This window comes from Psychrobacter sp. Marseille-P5312, from assembly GCF_900291405.1.
Lineage (GTDB): Bacteria > Pseudomonadota > Gammaproteobacteria > Pseudomonadales > Moraxellaceae > Psychrobacter > Psychrobacter celer.
In genome coordinates this window covers 2,861,632-2,888,631 of sequence record NZ_OLML01000001.1, presented here as the reverse complement: position 1 = coordinate 2,888,631, position 27,000 = coordinate 2,861,632, and the positions used below count along the sequence as shown (strand labels likewise).

The 27,000-nt window shown below is 46.8% G+C and carries 21 protein-coding genes; 12 read left to right on the top strand and 9 right to left on the bottom strand.

Annotated elements, in window-relative coordinates:
- Positions 1-21: 21 nt before the first annotated feature.
- The 3 genes from C6W44_RS12375 to C6W44_RS12365 all read left to right on the top strand — a co-directional run bounded on the left by C6W44_RS12375 (position 22) and on the right by C6W44_RS12365 (position 6,004).
- Positions 22-1,317 carry an NCS2 family permease gene (locus C6W44_RS12375; protein ID WP_105246047.1) on the top strand — a complete coding sequence of 432 codons (1,296 nt, stop codon included), beginning with the start codon at positions 22-24 and terminating at the stop codon, positions 1,315-1,317.
- A 758-nt stretch (positions 1,318-2,075) separates the two neighbouring features.
- Positions 2,076-5,300, top strand: a complete 3,225-nt coding sequence (putA, locus tag C6W44_RS12370) for a bifunctional proline dehydrogenase/L-glutamate gamma-semialdehyde dehydrogenase PutA (protein ID WP_105246045.1) — start codon at positions 2,076-2,078, stop codon at positions 5,298-5,300.
- Positions 5,301-5,311: 11 nt separating this feature from the next.
- On the top strand, positions 5,312-6,004 hold the full coding sequence (locus C6W44_RS12365) for an aldehyde dehydrogenase family protein (protein ID WP_105246043.1): 693 nt from the start codon (positions 5,312-5,314) through the stop codon (positions 6,002-6,004).
- 178 nt (positions 6,005-6,182) lie between these two features.
- Here the strand turns inward: C6W44_RS12365 and C6W44_RS12360 are convergent, their stop codons facing one another.
- Positions 6,183-7,355: a cupin domain-containing protein gene (locus C6W44_RS12360; protein ID WP_105246041.1), complete on the bottom strand. Its 1,173-nt coding sequence runs from the start codon at positions 7,353-7,355 to the stop codon at positions 6,183-6,185.
- Between the two features lie 133 nt (positions 7,356-7,488).
- On the opposite strand from C6W44_RS12360, the gene C6W44_RS12355 reads away from it, so the two are divergent.
- Positions 7,489-7,683, top strand: coding sequence for an NF038104 family lipoprotein (locus tag C6W44_RS12355; protein WP_100749484.1), 195 nt, complete (start codon positions 7,489-7,491; stop codon positions 7,681-7,683).
- A gap of 163 nt (positions 7,684-7,846) precedes the next feature.
- Here C6W44_RS12355 and purB read toward each other — a convergent pair whose 3' ends face one another.
- Both purB and mnmA read right to left on the bottom strand, forming a co-directional pair.
- Positions 7,847-9,238, bottom strand: coding sequence for an adenylosuccinate lyase (purB, locus tag C6W44_RS12350; RefSeq protein ID WP_105246039.1), 1,392 nt, complete (start codon positions 9,236-9,238; stop codon positions 7,847-7,849).
- Between the two features lie 284 nt (positions 9,239-9,522).
- The gene (gene mnmA, locus C6W44_RS12345; RefSeq protein WP_105246037.1) at positions 9,523-10,746 is read right to left on the bottom strand and encodes a tRNA 2-thiouridine(34) synthase MnmA; all 1,224 of its coding nucleotides are present in this window, start codon (positions 10,744-10,746) and stop codon (positions 9,523-9,525) included.
- 284 nt (positions 10,747-11,030) lie between these two features.
- Between mnmA and ispF the strand changes: the two genes are divergently transcribed.
- The 6 genes from ispF (at position 11,031) to C6W44_RS12315 (ending at position 16,421) form a co-directional block, all read left to right on the top strand.
- Positions 11,031-11,528, top strand: coding sequence for a 2-C-methyl-D-erythritol 2,4-cyclodiphosphate synthase (gene ispF, locus C6W44_RS12340; RefSeq protein ID WP_105246035.1), 498 nt, complete (start codon positions 11,031-11,033; stop codon positions 11,526-11,528).
- Between the two features lie 258 nt (positions 11,529-11,786).
- Entirely contained in the window at positions 11,787-12,137 is a 351-nt protein-coding gene (grxD, locus tag C6W44_RS12335; RefSeq protein ID WP_075102413.1) for a Grx4 family monothiol glutaredoxin, read from the top strand.
- Between the two features lie 183 nt (positions 12,138-12,320).
- Complete coding sequence (locus tag C6W44_RS12330) at positions 12,321-12,848, top strand: hypothetical protein (protein WP_105246033.1); 528 nt, start codon at positions 12,321-12,323, stop codon at positions 12,846-12,848.
- Between the two features lie 277 nt (positions 12,849-13,125).
- Positions 13,126-15,021: a tRNA uridine-5-carboxymethylaminomethyl(34) synthesis enzyme MnmG gene (gene mnmG / locus C6W44_RS12325; RefSeq protein WP_105246031.1), complete on the top strand. Its 1,896-nt coding sequence runs from the start codon at positions 13,126-13,128 to the stop codon at positions 15,019-15,021.
- A gap of 180 nt (positions 15,022-15,201) precedes the next feature.
- Positions 15,202-15,309, top strand: coding sequence for a ChaB family protein (locus tag C6W44_RS12320; RefSeq protein ID WP_158676726.1), 108 nt, complete (start codon positions 15,202-15,204; stop codon positions 15,307-15,309).
- Positions 15,310-15,461: 152 nt separating this feature from the next.
- Positions 15,462-16,421 carry an AEC family transporter gene (locus C6W44_RS12315; protein ID WP_105246703.1) on the top strand — a complete coding sequence of 320 codons (960 nt, stop codon included), beginning with the start codon at positions 15,462-15,464 and terminating at the stop codon, positions 16,419-16,421.
- Between the two features lie 226 nt (positions 16,422-16,647).
- Here the strand turns inward: C6W44_RS12315 and C6W44_RS12310 are convergent, their stop codons facing one another.
- The 6 genes from C6W44_RS12310 to C6W44_RS12290 all read right to left on the bottom strand — a co-directional run bounded on the left by C6W44_RS12310 (position 16,648) and on the right by C6W44_RS12290 (position 23,639).
- Positions 16,648-17,802 (bottom strand): RNA-guided endonuclease InsQ/TnpB family protein, encoded by a 1,155-nt coding sequence (locus C6W44_RS12310; protein WP_105246029.1) that lies wholly within the window; start codon positions 17,800-17,802, stop codon positions 16,648-16,650.
- Entirely contained in the window at positions 17,799-18,410 is a 612-nt protein-coding gene (locus tag C6W44_RS12305; protein WP_105243882.1) for an IS607 family transposase, read from the bottom strand. Before C6W44_RS12305 ends, C6W44_RS12310 begins: the two co-directional genes overlap by 4 nt.
- 127 nt (positions 18,411-18,537) lie before the next feature.
- Entirely contained in the window at positions 18,538-18,690 is a 153-nt protein-coding gene (locus C6W44_RS13435; RefSeq protein WP_158676725.1) for a hypothetical protein, read from the bottom strand.
- 48 nt (positions 18,691-18,738) lie between these two features.
- A complete protein-coding gene (locus tag C6W44_RS12300; protein WP_105246027.1) occupies positions 18,739-19,740 on the bottom strand; it encodes an LLM class flavin-dependent oxidoreductase in 1,002 nt (333 codons plus the stop codon).
- Positions 19,741-19,948: 208 nt separating this feature from the next.
- Entirely contained in the window at positions 19,949-22,507 is a 2,559-nt protein-coding gene (locus C6W44_RS12295) for a membrane-bound PQQ-dependent dehydrogenase, glucose/quinate/shikimate family (protein ID WP_105246025.1), read from the bottom strand.
- 202 nt (positions 22,508-22,709) lie between these two features.
- Positions 22,710-23,639: a LysR substrate-binding domain-containing protein gene (locus tag C6W44_RS12290; RefSeq protein WP_105246023.1), complete on the bottom strand. Its 930-nt coding sequence runs from the start codon at positions 23,637-23,639 to the stop codon at positions 22,710-22,712.
- Positions 23,640-24,146: 507 nt separating this feature from the next.
- Between C6W44_RS12290 and C6W44_RS12285 the strand changes: the two genes are divergently transcribed.
- Positions 24,147-25,979 carry an AmpG family muropeptide MFS transporter gene (locus C6W44_RS12285; RefSeq protein ID WP_105246021.1) on the top strand — a complete coding sequence of 611 codons (1,833 nt, stop codon included), beginning with the start codon at positions 24,147-24,149 and terminating at the stop codon, positions 25,977-25,979.
- A gap of 96 nt (positions 25,980-26,075) precedes the next feature.
- Positions 26,076-26,957, top strand: a complete 882-nt coding sequence (gene prmC, locus C6W44_RS12280; RefSeq protein WP_105246019.1) for a peptide chain release factor N(5)-glutamine methyltransferase — start codon at positions 26,076-26,078, stop codon at positions 26,955-26,957.
- Positions 26,958-27,000: the final 43 nt, after the last annotated feature.

The following is a 27,000-nucleotide window of genomic DNA, read 5'->3' as shown; positions in this document are numbered from 1 at the left end:
AGCAAGCTGGGCGCGACACTTATGAATGCAATTGAACGCTATTTTGGGATCAACGGTGAAAACACCACGGTCAAAACGGAAATCCTCGCTGGTATAACCACCTTTTTGACGATGGCTTATATCATCTTTGTCAACCCCAACGTATTGGCAGAAGCTGGTATGGACAAAGGGGCGGTGTTTGTTGCTACCTGTTTGGCAGCGGCATTAGGCTGCTTTATCATGGGTATCTATGCCCGATTGCCTGTGGCATTGGCTCCTGGTATGGGCTTAAACGCCTTTTTTACCTATGGCGTCGTTTTAGGGATGGGCTATGCGTGGGAAACCGCGTTAGGCGCTGTTTTCTTATCAGGTTGTTTGTTTATTCTCTTAAGCCTATTTAAGATTCGCGAGTGGATCATCAATGCCATTCCAGCCAGCCTCAAGCAAGGCATCGTGGCGGGTATTGGTGCGTTTTTGGCCTTTATTGCCTTACAAAGCTCAGGCATCATCGTTGGCCGTGATGCGACACTAGTGATGCTAGGCGATATGACCGCGTTTGCACCGATGATGGCGGCGCTGGGCTTTTTTATTATTATCGGCTTGGTCTACAAAAAAGTCCCAGGTGCGGTGACGATTGGTATCTTGGCGATTACTCTGATCAGTTTGCTCACAGGGCATACACAGTTTACAGGCATCATGTCGACGCCGCCATCTGTCGCACCAACCTTTATGAAACTCGATATCGCAGGTGCCTTTGATATCGGTATGATCAGTGTGATTTTTGCTTTCTTATTTGTCGATTTGTTTGATACTGCAGGCAGTCTGGTGGGCATCGCCAACAAGGCAGGTCTGGTCGATAAAGACGGTAATATCCCTAACATGGACAAGGCGCTGCTTGCTGACTCAACAGCGACAGTCGCAGGCGCTATGCTAGGTACATCATCGACGACCAGTTATATCGAGAGCGCCTCAGGTGTGGCCTCAGGTGGCCGTACAGGTCTGATGGCAGTGACCGTGGGCGTGATGTTTGTGCTGAGTATTTTCTTTGCACCCCTTGCTGGGATGATTCCTGCATACGCGACTGCTGGCGCAATTTTTTATGTCTCAGTATTGATGTTGTTTACGCTAAAAGACATCAACTGGGAAGACTTAACCGAAGCGGCACCAGTGGCGGTAGTCCTGTTACTCACACCGCTGACGTACTCTATCGCTGATGGTATCGCGCTTGGGTTTATCACCTTTACTGCTGTCAAGCTGATGACGGGTAAGTTTTCAGAAATTAGCATCCCTGTATGGGTGTTGACGGCTATTTTGCTTGCCAAGCTGGTACTGCTATAAGTATTTGGCGTTATCAATACGTTTGATACAAATACGCTTGATATAACGGCTCAATATTGCGTTGTAATCCGTAAAAACCCTCTTTATCTGATATGGATAAAAAGGGTTTTTTTATGTGGGTGCAGTAGAGGGTTTTTAGGGTGCAGGTTTTAGCAAGTGGCGCGTCCAAGTATTTGATTAGAAAAACAATTAACACACAATAGTAAACACAAAAATATAACTCAGGAGTCATGATGGCAAATGTGCTAGTAACTGATTGTTTTTTAGTAAGATATTAATTGTCAAAAATACGCGATATCGTTAGTTGGAAAATTTTTTTCATGATATTATAGCGACGTTAAGCGCATCACCTCAATCAACGCCGTAGAGGTTTTTCTTACAGTGAATTTGCATTATCTTAGATGACAGGGATTCGCCATATTTGACACGTCGATGTTTGATATCGCTATCGCAAAACCTGCTCATCGCACTCCTTTCACTACTAACAAGAAGAAGGCACTAATGCCGCTTAACTTTTCGTTGTTGCCTTTGTATTGTTAACGTAGCCCGTTTAACACTCGAACGACCTACTTAACCGTTTCCAGCCTATGCTGGATTTTCTCGTTTTGTGATGGTGCCGTTTGGTCTTTTGATTATCGCTGCATGCATATATTGTGATTGCTATTTATTTAACCGCTGTCATTAGCGGTGATACAAGACGATCAGACTTCCTAAAGCCCCATTTATGATGGTTTTTAAACGATAGTTATGGAGTTGTTATGAACCCAGTAGACCAGTTTACCCCGCAAGAGCCGATTTTATTTAAGCCTGTCGATTTGCTAGCGCCAGAGTATATTACCCAGTCGTCAAAAGCACTATACGCGTGTATCTCACCTTTATATTGTGTGGATGAAGAGCGCTGGTTGTCAGAGCTGTTGCCACTTGCTAAGCCCAGCGACAAAGAGCGTGACGACGCTGCTGAGCAAACACGCCAGCTGGTCGAGCATGTACGCAATGATGGCAAAGCCGTCAAAATGGTCGACTCATTATTGCTTGAGTATAGCCTTGATACCCAAGAAGGTATCTTGCTCATGAGCTTGGCTGAAGCCTTGATTCGCGTACCAGACAATTATACGGCTGATGCTTTGATCCATGACAAGATGAGCGTGGCTGACTGGAAAAAACACATCAAAAATGACAATGGTTTTATGGTCAATGCCTCGACATGGGGCATGATGATGACCGGCCGCGTCGTGAGTATCGATAGCAACACCACGGCCACAGGGTTTTTGGATCGTATGACCAAAAAAATGGGCGAGCCGGTGATTCGTAGTGCCATGCAAAAAGCCATGCGCATCATGGGGCATCAGTTTGTATTGGGGGAAACCATCGAGGGCGCCAATAAAAACAGTCAGCCGTATCGCAATAAAGGCTATACCTATTCATTTGATATGCTGGGTGAGGCGGCCATCACGCATAAAGATGCTGAAAAGTACTTTAATGATTATCTGCACGCCATCAAAGCCACCGCAGATATCAAAGTGGCTGAGGGTATGCCAAAACCGTCAGTATCTATCAAGCTGTCGGCGCTGCATCCACGCTATGAGGCCACGCAAGAAGCGCAAGTGATGGGACTACTGCGCCAGCGCTGTTTGCTACTGATCGAAGCGGCGCGCGCTGTCAATGTCGATATCAGTATCGATGCCGAAGAAGCGGATCGCCTTGAGATTTCGCTAAAACTGTTTGAGTCTTTGTATCGTGACAATTTGACTGCCGGCTGGGATGGCTTAGGGTTGGTGGTGCAGGGCTACTCAAAGCGCGCGATTGCGGTTTTGGCATGGCTGGCGCAGTTAGCGGCAGAAATGGGTGATCGCATTCCAGTACGTTTGGTCAAAGGCGCGTACTGGGATACGGAGATCAAATTGGCTCAGCAAAAAGGGCTGGCAGGTTATCCTGTCTGGACACGAAAAGAAGGCACCGACACGGCTTATCTGGCGTGCGCGCGCTTCTTGTTATCAGATCATCTGCGTGGGCTGATTTGGCCGCAGTTTGCGACGCACAATGCGCATACGCTAGCATCAGTCATGACCATGAGTGCGCATCGAGACTTTGAGTTTCAGCGTCTACACGGCATGGGCGATGCGCTTTATGATCATATCTTGCAAGCCTATCAGATTCCGGTGCGTATCTATGCGCCAGTCGGTGCTCATAAAGACTTGCTACCATACTTGGTACGTCGTTTGCTCGAAAACGGTGCCAACAGCTCGTTTGTCCATCAGCTACTAGACAAGTCTTATCCGATTGATAAGCTGACCGTGCACCCTTTTGATAAGCTGCTGGTCAACGCAACATTGCACAATCCAGAGATTCCTTTGCCATTAGATATCTATGGCGAGCGCCGCGCCAGCTTTGGCCCCAATATCTTTGTAGAGTCGCAGTGGCTACCGTTTAAAGCGGCAATTGATAGCCACTTGCACAAGACATGGTCAGCGACTTCTATCATCAATGGCGCGGCGATTGATGAGTATAAAGTGGATGGTCAAGTCAACAAGCTTGAAGCGCACACAGTACGCGCGCCTTGGAATCACGACGTGATCGCTGGTGAAGTGGTTTATGCCAATACTGATCTGGCACAACAAGCGACCCTAGCGGCCGGGGCAGGACAAGCAGCATGGCAAGCGCAGTCAGCGGCCAAGCGCGCAGCCATACTACGTAAGATTGCTGATTTGTATGAAGAAAACTACGCTGAGCTCATGGCACTGTGCCAAGTAGAAGCGGGCAAAACCATGCAAGACAGTATCGATGAGATCAAAGAGGCGGTCGATTTTTGCCGTTTTTATGCGGATGAAGCAGAGCGCCTAGATGAGGTGGTGCACGAGTTTACAGACTTGTCTGGTAAGCCTGCACGTCAAGTGTATAAAGCACGTGGTACCTTTGTTTGTATCAGTCCTTGGAACTTTCCGCTGGCCATCTATACCGGTCAAATCGTGGCGGCGCTGGCCGCAGGCAATACCGTGGTCGCTAAACCTGCTGAGCAGACCAGCCTGATTGCGCATTTTGGTGCACAACTGATGTATCAAGCAGGGGTGCCGGTAGAAGCGTTGCAGTTGGTAATAGGCGCAGGTGAGGTAGGCGGTGCATTGACGGCCGCTGACAATATCGCAGGTGTGATATTTACAGGCTCTACCCAGACCGCCCAGCGTATCAACCAAAGCTTAAACAGTCATGCACAAAGCAGTGGTGAGCTACCAATACTAATCGCCGAAACAGGCGGACAAAATGCGATGATCGTTGACTCAACCGCCTTGCCTGAGCAAGTGGTCAAAGACGCTGTGCTATCTGCCTTTGGCTCAGCGGGTCAGCGCTGCTCAGCATGCCGTATCTTGTGTGTACAAGAAGAGATGGCTGATGATTTGATTGAGCTGCTGCAAGGCAATATGGCGGAGCTGTCGGTCGGCAATCCGCTGTACGCCGCCACGGATGTCGGTCCGGTAATCGATGCCGATGCCAAAAATGGCCTAGAAACGCATATCGAGCGCATGCGTGCTGAGCCAACCGCGACGATCTTGGCACAGACGCCCATGAGTGTCAGCTCAGTCGTCAGTCAAGAAAAATCGACCTTTGTCTTACCGACAGCGATAGAAGTAAAAAGCATTGATGTGATAGGCGGTGAGCACTTCGGTCCTATTTTACACGTTTTGCGTTATCAAGCACGTGATCTAAACAAGCTGATCGATGCTATCAATAGCACCGGCTTTGGTCTGACATTGGGTATTCATAGCCGTATCGAAAACACCGCCGAGCATATCGAGCGTCGCGTGCTGGTGGGTAATACGTATATCAACCGCAACCAAATCGGCGCGGTGGTCAACGTCCAGCCATTTGGTGGCTGTGGCCTCTCAGGTACTGGCCCCAAAGCAGGTGGCCCGCATTATGTGGCGCGCCTGATGAAATTAGATAGCGACAATCAACCTTCAACATCCACGCAATCAGCAATCGCATAAGGAGTAGCAAGATGGCGACTGAATTTAAAAAAAATCATGCCCAAGTTTGTGAGTCTTGGCGATTACTTGGCGCGATCAATCGCGCCGCTTATCTGCAAGCAGCCATTCCTCGGTTGGCCTTGCTGACAGGCGATGCCAATAAAGCCAAGCGCTTATTCAATCATTTGTTGAGCGCTGCGCCAAGCTTAGATGAAGTGCACCGTATGACAGGCGCGACAGGAGAGTCCAATGATCTGTACATGACGGCTCGTGGCAAAACCATGGTCATCGGTAGTGAGTCAGCGCGTACGATGGCAGTGCTTGGTCAGCTAATCGCCGCCCTGCTGACGGGTAACGAAGTGATACTACACTGCCCAAGTCAGGCGGAGATGTGCGATGAAGCGGCAAAAGTGCTTTATGAGATAGGAGTAAGCGATGATGTCTTAAGCGTCGCCAACGACTCACAAACCATCACACTGTTATACATCGATCGCCTCGCGCAGGTCGCAGTGGCAGGCAGTAATAGTGAAGTGCAGGCCATCAGCCAAGAGCTGGCCAACACCGATGGTATCTTGACGCAAGTCATTAGTGTGACCGATATGGACGGCATGTCAGAGATGCTCACGCCTGACTATCTACATCGGTTTGTCACTGAGCGCGTCAAAACCATCAATACCACCGCGATTGGTGGTAATGCCAGCTTGCTTGAGCTTGGTACCGACTAGGGTTGTTTCTTGCATCGCGGCTTAGGTCATATAGATAGATGATGCTGAGCGGTGAGTGCGCAGGATAAAACCAACAGTAATAATAAAAACCGATATCTGAAAGCTCAGGTATCGGTTTTTTTATTGAAGACAGACTGAGATGGCCTATACAAGATAACTTGTACAAAACAATGAGCAGTTACTCAGCATAATCAAGCCAAACCCAGCCGTTCTCCAGCCACTCCATTAAGTCATCGGGATCGATGTCTGCAACATCATCCGCCTGCAAAGCTTCACCATCTGCCAAGCGCTGCAATGTCTGTTTGGCAATAGTATCTAGACCATCTAAGCGTTGACCATTAGCGTACAGGGTGAGTTCACCGGCATCTTTATGATAGAGCAGCCGATTGCTGTAATCTGCTTGCAAGGTCGCGCCTTCCGTTATGGCTTGCATGAGCTCATCGGTCGTTAGAGTCTCCTCAGGTACCAGCGCGTCATATTGACGCTTGCTGACGACCTCAGATACTGCCTGACGAATGATATCGTCACCACGCTCAGACTGTAGCATGTGCAAGAGCTGCTCTTTGATCGCACTGATACTCTCTGATTGCAATGCGCCAGATGCCTGTAGTGCTTGCGGCAATAGCAGCGGAATAAACAAATCGCTATCGTTGGTGGCGATATCCGCTAAGCTATCGATAATTTGCATCAAATTTGGACGACGGCAGCCAAAAGAAAAAGTCAGACAATCATCTTGCGCCACGCCGAAATGCGAGAGTTTGGGCGGCACATAAAGCACGTCACCCGCTTCTAATATCTCATCAAAGATAATGTCGCCCATATCATCAAACAGTCTTATCGGCTCATCTGCGACAAACTCCGTATTCTTATCACAGTATTTACCTAGCTGCCAACGGCGAGAGCCATAGCCTTGCGCCAAAAACACATCATAATCATCATAGTGCTTGCCGACCGAGCCGCCTTTAGGCGCGTAAGAGACCATAATGTCATCACGCTGCCACTGTGGAATATAGTCAAACGCTTGCCACAATTGCCCAAGCTCAGGCGACCATTGCTCAAGGTTTTGCACAAGGACTGTCCACTGCGCTGGCAGGTTGTCAAAGTCGGTTTGGCTTAAGGGGCTTTTTTTAAGTTGCCACTGCGGCTCATCGACAGGCTTAGTTGCCGCTTGAGTGAGCAGGCGGGCAGAGGCCTCTTCTTCAAGCGCTAGGCCGAGCATATCTTCTGGCTCAAACATACCGATTAGTTGCGGCAGACCTTGCTTGATCAGCAATGGCTTTTTTTGCCAATACTCGTTTAAGAATTGCTCAGGGGTCATATTATCAGGTAAACAAAGGGGTATAGCGCTCATTGGTAAATCCATATAAAAATTAGGAAAAATTAGTAGTCAGGATGACTTTATAGGAGAGTTTTAATCGTTTATGATGACTTTTCGATAGCTTAATACAAAGACTATCGGCTTATCTTAAAATTATAGGAAGTTTATGAAAAAGTTGCATTTCATCGTCATTATCGCCAGCGTATTTGTCCTACAAGCTTGTGTCCACAAAATTGTCACTGTACCTGCCAAAGTTGCTTATAAAACCACCAAAGGCGTAGTCAAAGGCACGGTCGCGGTCGGCAAGGCTATCATACCAGGCGACAGTGATGACGATGATGATAAAAAGGATAAAAAATAAAACCTTACTTATCACCTATGAGTTTTTAAGATCATCATAGCATGCAAAGTAAGGTTATTTTGTATAGACTTAGGCGAATGTATAGCCAGTTTGAACAAATAGAGATGAGGCAATTGTGCCTTATCTCTATTGCTTTAAGGTATTCAATTCACCTTAGCAAACTTTAAAGCTTTGCTATCCAGTCTTGAATAGCGCGTGCTTGCTCAGCAGCGTTACCCGTATAAGTAGCTGGCGTCAGCTCGCGCAGGCTTGCTTTGTCGCTATCTGAGACAGCAGCCAACTCATCGCTCTCTACAAAGGTGAGCATGGCTTCGCGAGTCATGGCATTACCGCGAGTCAAGGCTTTGAGCTTCTCGTATGGGTTTTCGACACGGTAACGGCGCATGACCGTTTGGATCGGCTCGGCAAGTACCTCTTGCGCTTGCTCCAAGTCATCATTTAAACGCTGAGGATTGACTTCTAATTTGCCTACACCTTTTAGGCACGCATCATAAGCAATCATACTTTGCGCCAGGCCGACACCGATATTACGCAGGACGGTAGAATCTGACAAATCACGCTGCATACGCGAGATAGGCAGCTTTTCCCCTAAGTGCGCTAGCATGGCATTGGCCACGCCCAAGTTGCCTTCTGAGTTTTCAAAGTCAATCGGGTTGACCTTGTGCGGCATGGTAGATGAACCGACTTCGCCGTCTTTTAGGCGCTGCTTAAAATAGCCTAAGCTAATATATTGCCAAATGTCACGGTTAAAATCGATTAATATAGTATTAAAACGTTTGACTGCATCAAACAATTCAGCGATATAATCATGTGGCTCAATTTGAGTCGTATAAGGATTAAACGTCAGCTCTAAGCTTTGATTGATAAACTGCTCAGCATGACTTTGCCAGTCGACTTCTGGATAGGCTGATAGGTGAGCATTGTAGTTACCGACTGCGCCATTGATTTTACCGAGTAGCTCAACCTGACCGATTTGCTTAATTTGACGAGCTAAGCGATAAGCGACATTGGCCATCTCTTTACCTAGCGTCGTTGGGCTAGCAGTTTGACCGTGCGTGCGTGACAGCATGGGCTGATCAGCGTGAGTAATCGCCAAGTCAACGATGCTATCGGTCACTTGCTGCATTTTAGCAACCACAAGCTCGCGGCTGTCTTTGAGCATAAGCGCATAAGACAAATTGTTAATATCTTCACTGGTACAAGCAAAATGGATAAACTCCAAGCTGTCTTCTAGCTGCTGATTGCCGCGAAACTTATCTTTGATAAAGTACTCAACCGCTTTGACGTCGTGATTAGTCGTCGCCTCAATAGCTTTAATCGCCTGCGCGTCACTTTCACTAAAATCATCAACGATACTATTCAAAAAGGCATTGGTATCTGTATCAAACGTTGATAATTCACCGATGGCATCATTATCTGCTAACGACTGTAACCAGCGGATCTCAACGGTGACACGCGCTTTAATAAGACCAAACTCAGAAAGATAAGGACGTAAGCTGTCAGCTTTTGAAGCATAACGGCCATCAATTGGGGAAAGAGCGGTAAGTGGGGTCATGGTATCGCCTTTGAATGAACAGAAAGTGAATGACTGCTTACGACAGCAGTAAATTTTGGTGGCGCAATTATAGCAAAAACTGATGCAAAAAAGGGAGTGTCAGCGATATTTCCCACGAATTAATAGTACGTCAAAGACAGATATCAACGTCAATAGATTTGGGAGAAATTGAATAGAGAGAGGAGTCAAAAACGATTGAGGATCATAATCCAAACGCGAACGGACGACATGACAAGCGGAGCAGTAACGGTTGCTACTGCCGCTTGTCAAAAATTAAACGCTACCTAAAAACCACAAGGCGCATCAATCGATGCAATCACGCCGCCACCCAAACAAACCTCATCGATATAAAACACCGCAGACTGACCCGGCGTCACTGCGCGCTGCGGCTCATCAAAGACCACGCGCACCTCGCTACCGTCAGTATTTGTCGCAAACACACGGCAGGCCTGATCTGGCTGGCGATAACGCGTTTTTGCCATGCAGCGTAAGCCCTCAGCGCTAAAGCTATCTTTTGGCGCAAGACCATCGACCCAGTCGAGTTTGTACGCTTGCAGCTCATTGCTCATCAGCATCGGATGCTCGTGGCCTTGACCGACGATTAGACGGTTTTTGGCCAAATCTTTTGCCAGTACAAACCAAGGTTCCTCAGGGCGGTCTTTGACTCCGCCGATACCGATGCCGCCGCGCTGACCTAAAGTATAGTACATCAGCCCATCATGCGTACCGATGATATGGCCATCGTCGGTGACGATATCGCCTTTTTGCGCAGGTAAGTATTGCTGCAAAAAGTCCTTAAAACGGCGCTCACCGATAAAGCAAATGCCCGTTGAGTCTTTCTTTTTGGCCGTCGCCAGATCGTGCTCTTCGGCGATGCGGCGTACTTCAGGTTTTTCTAGCTCACCCACAGGGAACAAGGTCTGCGCGATTTTGTCACCGCCGACCGCATGCAAGAAGTAACTTTGGTCTTTATTGTTATCAAGGCCGCGCAGTAGCTGCGCCACCTCCATGCCTTCGACATTTTTGTAATTAACACTGCGGCGCGTATAGTGACCGGTGGCGATATAATCAGCCCCAAGCGTCAGCGCATAGTCCAAAAACGCCTTAAATTTGATTTCTTTATTGCATAAAATATCAGGGTTAGGCGTGCGTCCGGCTTTGTATTCAGCCAAAAAATGCTCAAACACACGGTCCCAGTATTCCATCGCAAAGTTTGCGGTGTGCAGCTTGATACCGATTTTGTCACAGACCGCTTGCGCGTCGGCAAGATCGTCCATGGCTGTGCAGTATTCGGTGCCGTCATCTTCTTCCCAGTTTTTCATAAACAGCCCTTCTACCACAAAGCCTGCTTGCTGCAAAAGAACGGCAGATACCGAAGAGTCGACACCGCCTGACATACCGACAATCACATGCTTACTGCTAGGATTGTCGATGTCGGCAAGCGTCAAAAGACGCTGGGCGCTAAAAGCATGAGAGACAGAAGTGGAGGGGTAGGCGGTGGCTGACATAAGACGGCTCAACTATTTATACGTGATTCTTATACGTGATTCAATATCAAAGAGGGCAGCAAAATACAGACAATCACCAAAACCAATCAGCGTGGCAAATGCAGTCAATGTTGCTGCTGTCTCATCTTTTGAACGGGGTATTATGTTAAAATTAAGCATCGTATTATACCAGTTAATTGAAACTGGTGGCGAGCTATGGCATCTTGTTGCTGGCAAAGTCACTTTAAAAATTTAGATAGTGGTTTTGAATTATTTTAATCTTCTGTTTTGTATTTGGAATAATAATGATAAAAATTGGTCAAGGTATCGACGTTCATGCGTTTCATAATAATGGTGAACAGCAACAATATGTCATACTAGCGGGCGTGCCGATTGAGCATACTCACAGTTTGCTGGCGCACTCTGACGGTGATGTGGTGCTACACGCACTTGCTGACGCGCTACTGGGCGCATTGGCGCTGGGCGATATCGGGCAGCACTTCCCTGATACTGATGCCGCGCATGCCGGCCTTGATTCAAGAGTGCTGCTACGTTATGTCTATAGCAAAATAGTCGATGCAGGATACAAAGTGGGCAATGTCGATATCACCGTCATGTGCGAGCGACCAAAACTTGCGCCGCACAATCAAGCGATGCGCGCCAACATCGCCAGTGATTTGCAAACCGATATCAGTAATGTCAGCATAAAAGCCACGACCACAGAAAAACTGGGTTTTACCGGCCGTCAAGAGGGCATCATGTCCAGTGCCGTGGTATTATTGCTCGCTGCTGAGCCTCGGTAGCGTGGCTGTGATGGGTGTGATGACGGGTGATACAATGATGAGGGATATAATATTGGCACTTCTTTTATGAGGACGGACAATGTTTAGGCGATGGATCAAACGCTAGCAAGCCATGCTTGTAATATACGGACCATCGCCCCATGTATCAGCCATAGCCTTTATTTCTTTGTTTATCTATTTGTTTATCGAATGAATAATTGGCAATATCGTTACCCCACATACCTTTTTAATAAACCGCTTTATCAATAGGAGCCTTTTATGAGTGAGCAAACCCCAAACACCGCTGCAAACGATGTCGAACAACTGATTCGTGATCAGATCCGTGACAACAAAGTCCTTATCTATATGAAAGGCACGCCACAATTTCCGCAGTGCGGCTTTTCTGCACGTTCGATCGAAGTCTTGACGCAAATCGGCCGTCCATTTGCCTTTGTGAATATTTTAGAAAACCCAGAGATTCGTGCGACCTTGCCTAAGATTGCCAACTGGCCTACGTTTCCGCAGTTATGGATCAATGGCGAGCTGATGGGCGGCTCAGATATTATTTTAGAGATGTATCAATCAGGTGAGCTTAAGCCATTGGTTGAAGCCAACAGCCCTGCAGCGTAATATCTGTATGAAGATGTGGCCGCTAAGGTCTCTGTAACGGCACAACATCTGTCCAAGACCCGAGTCTGCCTACGCACGGCTCGGGTTTTTTGTGGGCGTGATGCGGCATTTTGCATTGTTTTTAGCGGTTTTGGCCCTATATAGGGCTTAGGATAAACGCCATTTTAATAATAAGAGATACTTATGAATCATCCTGAAAAAAGCACCGCACCGCAAAATGAGCAAGCCGCTATTGAAAAGCGCCGCGAGCATTTAAAAGCTGAGTCGCAGCGTCTGATCGATATGGCGAATAATGAGCCACACTCGGCACTTAAGTGTATCCATCAGCTCAGTGTGGCAGGCGGCGCCACTGAAGCGACTTATATCGCTATTGAGCAGCGTATCGTGGCCGATCAAGACGCAGCAGGTGCTTATCACCTGGCCTTGTTGGCACAAAACACGCCTGATTTGCCCATCGATGCGCGCCAGCTGATTGAGTTGGTCGTCAATAAAGGCGACAATACGCAGCGTTTGGCCTTACTCAAAAATTTGCCGTTACCGCCTGTCGATCATATCAAAGAGACTATCTTGGCCAGCAACGATGGTGAGGCGATTGGACAAATGAACGCGTATTTGCAAATCAATCCAGAAGGCTATGGCAGTCGCCATATGCTTGGCAGTAGTCAAAAAGATCGTATCGTGCCATTAAGCCCTGGTAATAGCATAGAGTAATGGCATTTATACGGCTTTATGAGTAAGTAAGCGGTAATTATTTACTTTGGCTTCCTCAGTTATTTGCTATAAATAGTTTTTGTTTGAGCATTTTTTACATATCAAAAAATTGTTATAATAATGGGTCATCTACTCCCTGATCAGCGGCTTATCTGAGCCGTTGTCTCTTTTTATTTTTTCTTCGATTTTAATTCGACTGACGTTTGTGGGCTGGGCGTTTGCTACGTGACAAAAAAGTAGTGAGCGAGGGCCGCGTTATGAGTCAAGTGAGGCATACATGCAATACCCAAAACATTACGACGTGATAGTGATCGGTGGTGGTCATGCTGGCACAGAAGCTGCGCTGGCAGCCGCACGTATGGGCGCGCAGACCTTGCTACTCACCCATAATATTGAGACGCTCGGACAAATGAGCTGTAACCCCGCGATTGGCGGTATTGGCAAGTCGCATCTAGTACGTGAGATAGATGCGTTAGGTGGTGCGATGGCATTGGCAACCGACAAGGCGGGTATCCAGTTTCGGGTGTTAAATAGCCGTAAGGGTGCTGCTGTACGTGCCACGCGCGCACAAGCGGATCGTATCTTGTACAAAGCTGCCATTCGTCATACGCTTGAGAACCAGCCCAATCTTGACTTATTTCAACAAGCGGCCGATGATATCTTAGTAGAAAATGGCCGTGCGACAGCGGTGGTTACCTCGACAGGTATTGTTTTCAAGACAGAAACAGTCGTTCTGACGTCAGGGACGTTCTTGGGCGGTGTCATTCATATCGGACTTGAAAACGCAAAAGGTGGCCGCGCAGGAGACCAGCCTTCTATCAAGCTGGCTGACCGCTTGCGTGAGCTCAAACTGCCAGTCGGCCGCCTAAAGACAGGCACGCCTGCGCGTATCGATGCGCGTACGGTGGATTTTAGCGTCATGACGGTACAGCCGGGTGATACACCGCTACCCATAATGAGCTATATGGGTGATGTCTCTATGCATCCTGAGCAAGTCAATTGCTATATCACCCACACAAATGCGCGTACCCATGACATCATCCGCGAAAACCTTGATCGCTCGCCGATGTTTTCTGGCAAAATCGAAGGCGTAGGCCCGCGTTATTGCCCGTCTATCGAAGACAAAATTCATCGTTTTGCGGATAAAGACAGTCATCAAATCTTCATCGAGCCTGAAGGCCTGACCACACATGAGTTGTATCCAAATGGTATCTCCACCAGCTTGCCTTTCGATGTGCAGTTAGACTTTATTCATAGTATGAAAGGGCTTGAGAATGCACACATCACCCGTCCAGGGTATGCCATCGAATACGACTACTTCAATCCACAAAGCCTAAAGCCCACGCTTGAGACCAAATCCATTGATCGCTTGTACTTTGCAGGGCAAATCAACGGTACCACAGGTTATGAAGAAGCGGGCGTGCAGGGGCTGCTGGCTGGTACTAACGCGGCACTCGTCACCACCAATAATAGTGAGTTTGAGACGTGGACACCGCGCCGTGACGAGGCGTATTTGGGCGTACTTGTCGACGATCTCATCACCCACGGCACCAAAGAGCCGTATCGTATGTTTACCAGCCGTGCTGAATATCGTTTGCTCTTGCGTGAGGACAATGCCGATCAGCGCTTGACCGAGACGGGCCGCAAGCTCGGTTTGGTTGATGACGCTCGCTGGCAAGCATATCAAGACAAAATGGATGCCATCGCCACCGAATCTGCTCGTCTAAAAGACATGTGGGCCACGCCTGCTAATGCCCTTGGAAAAAAACTTACTGAGCAAACCGGTGAGGTCTTATCCAAAGAAGCCACGGCGTTTGACTTACTAAAACGTCCGCAGATTCACTTTGCGGATATTGCTGCGATGACTGACTCGCAAGTCGATGAGCAAGTAGGCGAGCAGATAGAAATCTCGGTCAAATACGCCGGCTATATCGACCGTCAATCCGAAGAGATTGAGCAAATGAAGCGTTTGGAGAGTACGGCATTACCGATGGATTTTGATTATAGTGTGGTCTCAGGCTTATCAAATGAGATCGTACAAAAGCTATCGCAAGTACGGCCTGCGACGCTGGGTCAAGCTGGTCGCATCAGCGGTGTGACGCCGGCGGCGGTTCAGCTGCTGGCTATGACGGTCAAAAAACAAAAAAAAGCACAGGCGACGCTTAGCGTTTGATGATGGCACAGATTTGTCATTCAATATAAGACGGCAAGAGGCTCGCCCTGACACCCATAATGATTTGTCATTATGGGTTTTTTGTTGCTAAGGGCTTGGCGGTTTTTGGCGACAGCAAAAATAGCAGGTAGAATACTGTATCGGCAATTAAGCCAATTAATGACAAAAAGGAGTGCGATTATGCCTTACAATACCTTATCAGAGCTGCCAGCGGCAGTAAAAGATCATCTACCCAAACACGGACAAGAGATATTTCTTGCGGCATTTAATAGTGCAAGTTTTATGTAGAATTGACTATAGCTGCATTGCGATAGACCAAATGTCAGCCGATTTTATGCTAGATTAGGCGTTTATCTGATTTTCTAGTCACCTTATTACCTGATATAGAGGCATGGCGGCAAACGTGCTGCTGTGCGTCTATGGTGTTTTTTGAGTTTTTTATGATAGAAGCCATCATTTTTGCGATTACCATTGTCTTACCTAACTTAGCGCTGATGGGGTTGGGGTTTTTTATGCAAAGGCGCGGTGAGGCCAGTCAGGTTTTTATCGATCAGGCCTCAAGCTTTGTGTTTAATTACTGCTTGCCGTGTTTGCTTTTTTTTAGTGTGGTCGACAGTGAAGTGGACTATGCTAAGCAAATCACGCTGATCGGGGCAGGTGTTGTCGTGACCTTTATTTTGTTTGTCGGTGCAGAGCTCTATGCCAAGCGTTTTGTCAGTCGGCCCATCGATCAAGGGGTTTTTGTCCAAGGCGTCTTTCGTAGCAATATGGCAATCATTGGCTTAGCGACTGTGGCAAACGCCTATGGTGAGCGCGGCTTGAGTATCGGCGCTGTTTATATGGGTGTGGTGACTATATTGTTTAATATCCTCGCTGTTATTACGCTCAGCCGTGTCTCCAAAAGTGTGGATGACACATTGATTAGCCGCAGCACGATGATCCTCAAAAAAGTTTTTACCAACCCACTTATTTTGGCATTGCTATCAGCATTCGCTTATAAGGCATTGCCATTGCCACCGCTTACAGGCGTCATTCATACAACGGGTGATCTATTAGCAGCGGTTGCATTGCCGCTAGCACTGATTTGCGCTGGTGCTAGTATTGATTTGAAATCGATGCTGAGTGCCTCAGGGTTATCTATGCAGGCAAGTATTGGTCGGATTGTGATTGCACCCATCGTCGCCATTGCGATTGGCTTGGCATTTGGTTTATCAGGCGTCCATATGGGCGTGTTATTCTTGATGGTGGCATCACCAGCCGCAGCGGCCAGTTATGTCATGGCAAAAGCGATGGGGGGTAATGACATATTGGCGGCCAATATCTTGGCGTTTACAACGGTGGTTGGTATGTTTGGCATGGCGTTTGGTGCGGCCGCCTTACGTGCGCTTGGTCTGATGTAGCTTATATAGTCAGTGCTTTGTTGGACATAGCGTCAAATAGTCGTTGTAATACTAAAAACCCGTTCCAAAAATCTTACTCAAACCTAGCCAATATTGACTATTAGATAGGTTTGACGTTTTCTTTCTGCTTCATTGTCACGCGCTATTTCTCATTTGAGATTTAGACTGACCACGACTCCACAGACTTTTTTAATTGGCGATGGAACTCACCGTCCAATAAACAGGATTATGCAGCTGTTAAAATAACAGTCGCGTTATTTAAAATATTGATGCTGGCGTTGAGGTCACGGTCATGAGAAACCTGACAGTTAGGGCACAACCACTCACGCATTTTCAATGTTAGCTCATCTTTACCAAGGATATGATTGCAGTTTGAACAGGTTTTTGAGCTTGGGTAGAAGGGTCCGACTGATTTCACAACCTTGCCTTGCTCAGTGGCTTTGTAGATAAGCTGTCGCTTAAACTCAAAGAAACCCAAGTCACTGATAGCTCTTGATAGCCGCCTGTTCTTAACCATACCTTTGACATTCAAATCCTCAATCGCAATCACATCGAACTTATTAACCAGACTTGTTGTGATTTGATGGAGAGAATCTTGCCTAATACACCTGATCTTATAGTGCAAACGAGAGAGCTTGGTTTTCGCTTTTTCTCTGTTTTTACTGCCTTTTTTAGTGCGACTGAGCGCTTTGTTTAGCGTTCTTAGTTTTTTAAGGTTTGCTTGAAGTGGTTTTGGCGCTTTAATTTTAGTGCCGTCTGATAAAACCAGTAAGTCGGTAATACCAAGATCAACACCAACGCTTTTACCTGTCTTTTTAGTAGGAATTACAGCTTTTTGTATTTCAACAGCCACACTAACAAACCACTTACCGCCACGTTTAGAGATGGTGGCTGACATGATCTTGCCGTCAAAACGTAAAGCTTCTTTTAAGCGAACCCAGCCCAAGTTTGGGATACGAATGGATTTACCTTTAATGGCAAATTGGTCGTTGGATAAACTGAATCTATCGTCACGGCCTTTTTTACGAGCGGTTGGGTATTTCGCTAAGCCTTTAAAGAAGTTGTTATAAGCATCACCCAACTGCATGATTGCCGCCTGCGGAGCGCATTTGGTCACTTCCAGCATATAGGGGAATAATTCACGCTTAATGGCGTTCAATTCGCGTCTGAGCTTCGCCTGTGAGGGCTTGTTTAGATTTTTAGTATCAACCTCAACGCCTGCGGCCAAACACGCATCACGGTACGCTTTGTCAAGCGCATACTGCCGCTGCCACTCATGCAAAGCCCAGTTGTAGGCTTTTCTCGCCACGCCACAAGCACGAGCAAGGTGATTTGCCTGTACGTTGTTTGGCTTGAGTTCGATAATGTGTCCACGGATCATAATGCTTTTTTAACCGCCTCTATTAATTGTTGGTTTTTCTTGCTGCAAGAGCCGTATAGCCTCGCTGAAAATACGGTGATAATCTCCAATACATCTTGGGCTAATTCTTGCTCAAAACTCAATTCTTCACCTTGATTGATTATTACCACTTCAACGTCACGAGCCTCACACAACATGAAAACCAGTTCTGCACCAAATCGTAAAAGCCTGTCTTTATGGGTAATTACCAGCCGTTCAACTTTATTGCTCAGTATGTCATCAAGCAGGTTTTTTAAGCCTTTCTTTTTATAATCCATTCCACTACCAAGATCGGTAATCGTCTCAAAAGTCCAGCCTTGCCTGGCACAATAAAGTTCCAAAACTTGAGACTGGAGAAGTAAGTCGTCTTTTTGATCACGACTCGACACACGAGCATAAGCAATGGTTTTTCGGTCTAATTTAGGTGGTGTATTCAAGGAATGCGGTCTGATTTCACTTAAATCATATCGCCTATGCCCGTTTTCGGTTCGCTTGGCGACTAACGTACCATCCTCATCCCAACGTCTTAATGTGGATTGAGCAACCCCGAAATGTTTGGCAGCCTCCCCAATACTAACCAGTTTCCCCATAACTTGCTCTCTATATTATAGATATAATCTATCTATTATAGTAATAAATAGGTAGGTTTGTATATATTTTATTTGACTGTTTGCAACCCCTTTTTTTCTATTTTGAAAAAAAGGAGGGGGGGTAATGTCAATTTATATTGTCTCGGTTACGCTTTTCTTCTCGACGTTGCTTACGTTTGGGGCTGGTGCGATACGTCAGATAACCGCCAACGACCATCACGGCAATAAATGCTGCAATGTACAAAAATATCGATGAACCAATAAAAGCAGAGGGTTCCATAAGTATGATCTCATAGTGGTTTATCAATAATTATGCAAGCGTCCTATCTTATTGTAAAGTAAACAAATTTAGCTCAGGTGTAAGTTCAAGTGAACGCAAACGCGCTGCTTGATCATAGATGTTGGCCGTGACGATTAGCTCATCTGGCTCATATTGTGCCAAAAACTGCGCAAGCTTTGGTTTGACTGTCTCAACCGAGCCAATAAACGATACTGACAGCGCATTATCCACCATCATTTTTTCAGCCTCACTCCAGATACTATCCATATCATGAGTGGGTTTGGGCATTTGTCCCGTTTCGCCTCGGCGCAAACGTACAAAGCTCTGCTGTGCTGAGGTAAAATGATACTGAGCAGTTTCGTCATCATCAGCGAGTAATAGATTTGCCGCCAGCATGACATAAGGCTTATCTAAATAGGCAGACGGCTTGAACTGCTCACGGTAAGTATCAATGGCTTGTCCGAGCATTTGCGGTGCAAAATGTGAGGCAAACACATAGGGCAGTCCTAAATGCGCGGCTAAGGTCGCACCAAATAGAGAAGAGCCTAATATCCAGATAGGAATGCCTGATTTGGCACCGGGGAATGCCTGTACTGGACTGCCATCTGTATCATTGCCCAAAAAGTACATCAGCTCTTGTACATCCTGCGGAAAGCGCTCAGCATCTTTCATCTGGCGACGCAGCGCCTGAAACGTCGCGCCATCAGTACCAGGGGCGCGGCCCAAACCGAGATCAATTCGATCGCCATAAAGCGCTTGTAAGGTGCCAAACTGTTCAGCGATAACCAGCGGGGCATGGTTGGGCAGCATCACACCGCCTGCACCGATACGGATACGGCTGGTCTGGCTACCGATATGTGAGAGTAGCACCGAGGTCGCTGCACTAGCGATACCTGGCATGTTGTGATGCTCTGCCATCCAGTAGCGGTTGAGACCGACTTTTTCTGCTTGCTGAGCGGTTGCCACGGTTTGGGCGATACCGTCAGCGACGGTTTTACCTTCGGGTACGGGGGCGAGATCCAAAAACGATAAAGGGATTTTGTTATTCATAAATTATCCAGTAGAGTGATTAATTATTTTCTCTTGATATGTTTGTCACCACTATCGATTTCAAGCGGTGTTACAGAGTAGCAATAAATCATAACAAAGCGCCATTAGTGAGTAGATAACAAAACCAGTCGCACATAAAAAAGCAGGCAACCTAAGTTACCTGCTTTTTTGAAATGACATTATGTAAATGGTAAGTTATTCAAATCACTTATTTGGCTTGATTGCCAAGCTTATAAGCGACCACATAATCACCGATCTTCGTACCTACTGAACCATGTCCACCAGCAACCAACACGACCATTTGCTCACCTTTAGAGTTCAAGTAGGTCATAGGTGTAGCCTGACCACCTGCTGGAATACGTACATTCCATAGGACATCGCCATTCTTTAGATCATAAGCACGGAAGTTGTTTTCTGTTGCTGCTGACAAGAATGCGACGCCACCTTTAGTGATGATAGGTCCACCAATACCAGGTACCCCCAATTCAAACTTGATTGGAATAGGAGATAAGTCCTGTACGGTACCGTTCTTGCGCTGATAAGCAATCTCGCCTGTGGCCAGATCAGCACCTGCGATAGTGCCCCATGGTGGCTGCTGGCAAGGTACACCAAGTGGTGATAAGAATGGTCCCATTTCTACCGCATAGTCTGCGCCTTCGTTGGCATTCACACCTTGTTCACCTTTATTGGTCTCAACATCGCCAAGTGTGTCTTTAGGGATGAGTTTTGAGGTAAAGGCAAGGTAAGTTGGCATACCGAACATCACGCCATTTTCAGGATCAACAGCGATTCCGCCCCAGTTAAAGGTACCAAAGTTACCAGGATAGACTAACGTACCGTTGGTTGATGGTGGCGTGTAGCGACCGTCGTAGTTGAGTTTGTTGAACTCAATACGGCACATCATCTGATCGATGAGACTTGCGCCCCACATATCTTTTTCAGTCAGTTTCTCAGGCTCAAAGCTCAAACCAGAATAAGGTTGCGTCGGAGCAGCATGTTCACCAGCAATGAGGTAGCCTTGCGGTGCATCACGCTCTTTGATAGGCACAATAGGCTCGCCTGTGGCACGGTTCAAGACATAAACATCGCCTTGTTTAGTCGGTACCACCAATGCAGGCTGGACACCATCAGCGGTATTTAAGTCAAGCAATGTTGGCTGCGCAGGCGTATCCATATCCCAAAGATCATGATGGACAAACTGCTGTACCCAGCGCGCTTCACCAGTTTTCAGATCTAGTGCGACCACAGAGGTTGCATACTTTTCTTCAGCAGCATTACGATAGCTACCGAGCTGATCGGGCGTGCGATTGCCCATTGGGAAGTAGGCCAAACCAAGCTCTTCATCAGCACTGGCAGTCGACCATGAGTTTGGCGAGCTGGTGCGATAGACTTGAGTTGGATCATTGACATCAAAAGGGGCTATGTTGTCAGGATCACCTGAATCCCAGTTCCACATAAGCTCGCCAGTATTCACGTCATAAGCACGGATCACACCAGAGGGTGAGTTTACATCGTAGTTGTCGTTAACAGCACCAGCGACAATAATAACGCCACCTGCAACCACTGGGGCAGATGTTGAGTAATAGTAGCCTGCTTGCTGGAACGGCATGTTGTGCATCAAATCTAATGCGCCATCTTCACCAAACTCTTGACAGCGTTGTCCCGTTTTTGGATCGAGGGCATATAGCTTGGCATCAGAGGTTGGGATAAATATCTTGGCATTGCATTGCTTGGAGGGATTTTCAAAGGTATTCCCAGCAATTTTTTGCACCAATGTATCGCCAGTCGCAGCCGGTTTATTAGCCGCTACTACGTTATTATCAGTGGTGTCACTGACGGCGCTATCGCTAGCTGTCTCGGTATTAGCATTAGCTGCTGGCGTAGTGCTGTTTGTACCAGCTTGACCAGCGTAATAAGAGACACCGCGGCAAGTTTGATGCTGACGCTGGAGGTTTTCGCCAACCTTAGGATCGAACTTCCATAGAGTCTCACCAGAGTCGGCATCTAATGCCAGCACCCAGTTATGCGGCGTACACATATAAAGAGCGTTGCCGATCTTTAGTGGGGTTGCTTGATAAGTGGTTTCGCCAACATCATTAGGACCTTTGATATCGCCTGTTTGGATTTGCCACGCCAGCTCCAAATCTTTGACATTCTCTGTGTTGATTTGAGTCAAAGGAGAATAGCGTTGGCCATAGTTAGTACGGCCATAGGCGCTCCACTCACCATCTGGTGTTTGCTCGCCATTTGATAATGGGTCGCCAAGGTTGGTAGAAGTGGCATTTTGATCGCCGTCATCTTTGGCAGTTAAATCGAGCTCGCCCAATTTGTCGGTGGCATTATTGGCCATACTACCGAAAGAGAGCAGTGCGCCCACAACCACACTGGCCATTAGTCCCCAATAATAAAGCGGGCTTTTCTTAACGTTGTTTGTGGTTGTTACTTGAGCGTGTTTCCCGTGCATCTTCTTAGAGACCCACGGTAAAAGCATTAATAAACCAAATATTAGTGGGAAACCCAAGCGAGTTGCCAGCGCCCACCAGTAAAATCCAGATTCCCAAAGCGACCATACTAGTGTCACAACGATAAATATCGCGTACACCCCGTAAGCGCTCCAGTGTTTTTTGAACAATAAAAATGCTGTCGTTAACATCATAACGCCAGCAAAAAGATAGTAAGGACTACCGCCTAAAGAGAGCAGATAAGCGCCGCCAATAAGCAAAGGGGCGGCAAAAACTGCCATAATGATCGCTACGAGTTTTTCCATGAGCGGTATCACCTGTTACATAGAAGCAAATGGACATGCAGTGGTCGACACTCAGTACAAATCAATGTCTAGGCGCCCAGCAATACATGCAGAAATAAAAAAGAAATCAAACGTTGAATAACTTTTGAGACTGTATTTTATCACTTATGCATAAGCTCGGTAAAGGTGGTGTAAGGTAGGACAGACGCTCTAGCCGCTTTGTTTAGTTGTCGAATTGTTTCTGACAAAGCTTCATAAAGGCACGACCGTATTGGCGAATCTCAGCATCATCGCGTACAGCCATCCAACTGGTAAACCGTCCAAAATGATCGACGGGGATGGCGGTTAGGTTTTGATAGTGACTGGGCTCAAACGCCATCTCGGCGATGATCCCAATGCCCAGCCCCAGACCCACGTAAGTGCTAATCACGTCGGCATCGAGCGCGGCCAAAACGATATCAGGCTCAAGACCAGCATTGTTAAAGGTCTTGTCGATAGCGCCGCGACCGGTAAAGCCACCATGGTAAGTCACAATCGGATAGCTGGCCAGCGTCGGCAGATCAATGGACTCTAAGCCTGCAAGCTCATGATCGCTTGGTACGATGACGCGGTGTGTCCAGTCATAATAACGATAACAGCGTAGGTAGTTATTATGGAGCAATGACTCCGTTGCAATACCAATATCGGCCTGCCCACGAATGACCATCTGCGCGATGGTCTCAGGATCCGCTTGCTGCAAGATTAAGTTGACTTTTGGAAATCGCTCTTTGAACTCTTTGACCACTTTTGGCAGTACGTATCTGGCTTGCGTGTGCGTGGTGGCAATTGTCAAAGTACCGATATTTGGATTATTAAAATCCAGACTTAGGTTTTCGATGGTGCGGATTTCAGCAAAGATAGACTCAATATGCGGCATCAGCGCCGTACCCAGCGCCGTCAGCCCAGTCAGCCGTTTGCCTTGACGGATAAACACTTCGGTCTTGAGCTGGTTTTCGAGCGCGGCAATATGTTTGGATAAGCTCGATTGACTGGTGTGTAGTACGGTCGCAGCCTGGCTTAAGTTATAGCCATTAATCACCGTGTGCCACACCGTTTCCAACTGTTTGAGCTGAATTTGTAGATGTCGCTGATTGACCACTACGTCGATTGCCATAACTAAATCCTATTGTATAAATACACAGACCCTGCCTGTATATAAAATGCTTGTATATAAAAATGAAAACGTACGAATACGGCCTAGTGTAAAACAAAGTTATTATTCTTGTATATAATAAATAGCTATCAAATTATAATAATTATGAATATAAGCTGTAAACATAGGTTGAAATATATAAATTTTCGTCACATTCAGCTTTATTAGCTGTCATACCGTATTTGCGATAAAGGACTGTTTAAAGAAGCAAGATAGGGCGTTGAATAAGAAATATGATTAACAATAAAGTAAGGTAGAAGCGGTAAAGGGATACAGTAATTAATAAAGGAACAACATAAAGCCTCAATATTCGATTTACTTGCCAGCCCATACAAAAATATCTAGTCAAGGTCAGCGTTCTCAAGTACCATAATTCAATTTTGTTATTACGACTATCGTCATAAAGCCCAATGCGCGTGTGGTGCTGTATGATGGTGTGTTATCTGTCCTAAGTGCTGGTGAGTTATTATGTCTGCTGTCAAATCTGTGCCACCCAATCAACCGAGTGCAAAAAAATCATGGGGCGAGGCCGCCAAGGCTTATTTGGACTCGCGTGTCATCGTGATGCTGTTTTTGGGGTTTTCAGCCGGTATTCCTATTTTGCTGATATTTTCTAGTCTGTCGTTATGGCTAAGAGAAGCGGGTATAGATCGCAGCGTGGTGACGATGTTTAGCTGGGCGGCACTTGGTTACTCGTTTAAGTTTATTTGGGCGCCTTTGATTGATGCGCTGCCGGTGCCTTTTTTGACCAAGTGGCTGGGACGGCGTCGCAGCTGGATGGTGGTGTCGCAGCTGCTTATCGTATTGGCGATCTTTTTGATGGCGACCGTCAATCCTGTCAGTGAAGATGTGCTGATTTATATGGCAGGTGCGGCGGTGTTGCTGGGTTTTTCGTCAGCCACCCAAGATATCGTCATTGATGCCTATCGTATTGAGCTGGCACCGCCGTCTATGCAGTCGATTTTGTCTTCTATTTATGTGTCAGGCTACCGTATCGGTATGATTGTCGCCGGGGCAGGTGCGCTGTACTTGGCGGACTATTTTGGCTCGACGGAGGCTTTTTATAGTTATGAAGCATGGCGCAATACCTATTATATTATGGCAGGGGTCATGACATTAGGTATCTTGACGACGTTTGCCAGCTATGAGCCGACCGCTGAGATATTGCAAAGCAACAAACAACATCGCAATTTAAAGGTTTTTTTGATTTATTCAGCGTTGCTGCTCATTCCAGGGCTGTTGTTTGGTGTGGTTTATTTACTCAATATGCTGATTAACTTGGCGATCGATGCTCCTGTGGCATTGATACCGCAGGTCGCTCTGCCCAGTATCAAGTTTTACTTTTTGGCATTGGTTGCTTGCGCGCCTTTGCTGTTGCTGTACTTTATTATCAATCAGCCAAAAATCATCAATAAAGCACCGCTGGTGGCCGAGACGCGTGAAGACTATGTCAGACTGGTATTATTGTTTGTCTTTGCTGTCGTGGCATTTATCGCCGCCTATGTATTGATAGGGCAGCTCTTGCCGGCGTTTGACGGGGTGTTTGTCAGCTTTGTTAGTGAGACGCTGCATTTATTGATGAGCTTGGCGGTCGCTTTAGTAGCAGGCTTTGCGCTGGTGCAGGCGGGGCTAGTCAACAAACAAATTGCCATGGCGACATGGATTGAGCCGATTGTTGATTTTTTTAGACGCTATGGTATGAAAGCGCTTTTGCTACTGGCGTTGATCGGCTTATATCGTATCTCTGATATCGTCGCTGGGGTCATATCCAATGTGTTTTACCAAGACATGGGCTTTAGCAAAACTGACATCGCCAATGCAGTAAAACTGGTTGGGGTGATTATGGCCATCGCTGGTGGCTTTTTGGGTGGACTGTTAGCGCAGCGATTTCGTATCATGCATGCCATGATGATTGGTGCCATCTTGGCATGTGTGACCAATTTATTGTTTGTGGTTTTGACGTATAATCCAGGCAGCCTGCCTATCATGTATATGGCGGTGATATTTGATAATTTGGCGGCAGGGCTGGCCAGTGCTGTGTTTATCGCTTTTTTGTCTGCTTTGACGTCCATACGTTTTACGGCTGTGCAGTATGCGATTTTTTCCTCATTGATGACCTTGATTCCTAAGGTGATGGGCGGCTATTCTGGCTCTATCGTCGATAGCATGGGTTATCCGTTTTTCTTTATTTTTACCTTTGCCATCGGTATTCCAATTTTGGCGCTGATTTATTTTGTCGATAAACACATCGTCATCGGTGATAATGATGATATTTATGATAATGACGATGATAACCCTTAATGACAATGATGATCATGGTGCGGGCGGCCTTCATTGACCAAGGAAAACCCTAATATCGGCGTTTGAGAATATATATGAAGAATATAAACGGTAGTCATGTCTAGTATTAAACATCTAAAACAGTACATTCGCCAGCTATCGGATGAGGCTGACAATAGCCGTTTGCCTTCGTTTTGGTTTACAGATTGGCTGCTGGCGGTCATTGATAAACCGTCCTTGTTTTTGATCACTGACGAAGAGTATCAGCTGACAGAAAGTGAGCTTGCGCAGTTTTATACAGGTATCGAAAAACTGCAGGCTGGTACCCCATTGGCATATCTGACTGGTCAACAAGCGTTTTGGTCGCTTAGCTTTACTGTCAATGAGCATACCCTCATTCCTCGGCCCGACACCGAGGTATTGGTCGAGCAAGTGCTACAATGGATACAATTGCAGCCGATAAATGACGAGCATCCTACACCAAAATATCTTTTGGATTTAGGCACTGGCTCAGGCTGTATTGCGATCAGTTTGGCGCATGAGCTAAAGCACCACTTGCGATATGCTCATTGGCATACTGTTGCGCTCGATGTCTCGCCTGAAGCGCTAGAGGTTGCTAAGTATAATGCGCTGATCAATGAAGTGGGGGAGATTGATTTTATCCAGAGCAGTTGGTATGAGTCGCTGCCGACCGACAGGATGTTTGATGTGATTGTCTCAAACCCGCCTTATATCGATGAGGAAGATGCGCACTTGGCACACTTGAGAGCCGAGCCAATGAGCGCTCTTAGTGCGCCCAATCATGGTCTGGCTGATATCGAGCATATCACGCAGCTGGCACCTAAATACCTGCGTGCAGGAGGGCTACTGGCGCTAGAACACGGATTTGATCAAGGTGAAGCGGTGCGTCAGATACTCTCGTCCCATGGCTTTGGCGCGATACAGACGGTGCAAGACTATGGCGGAAACGATCGGGTGACGCTGGGGCATCTGGCATAAAGGGCTTTTTAGATGTTTTTTCTAACAAATCGTGGTGAAAGAG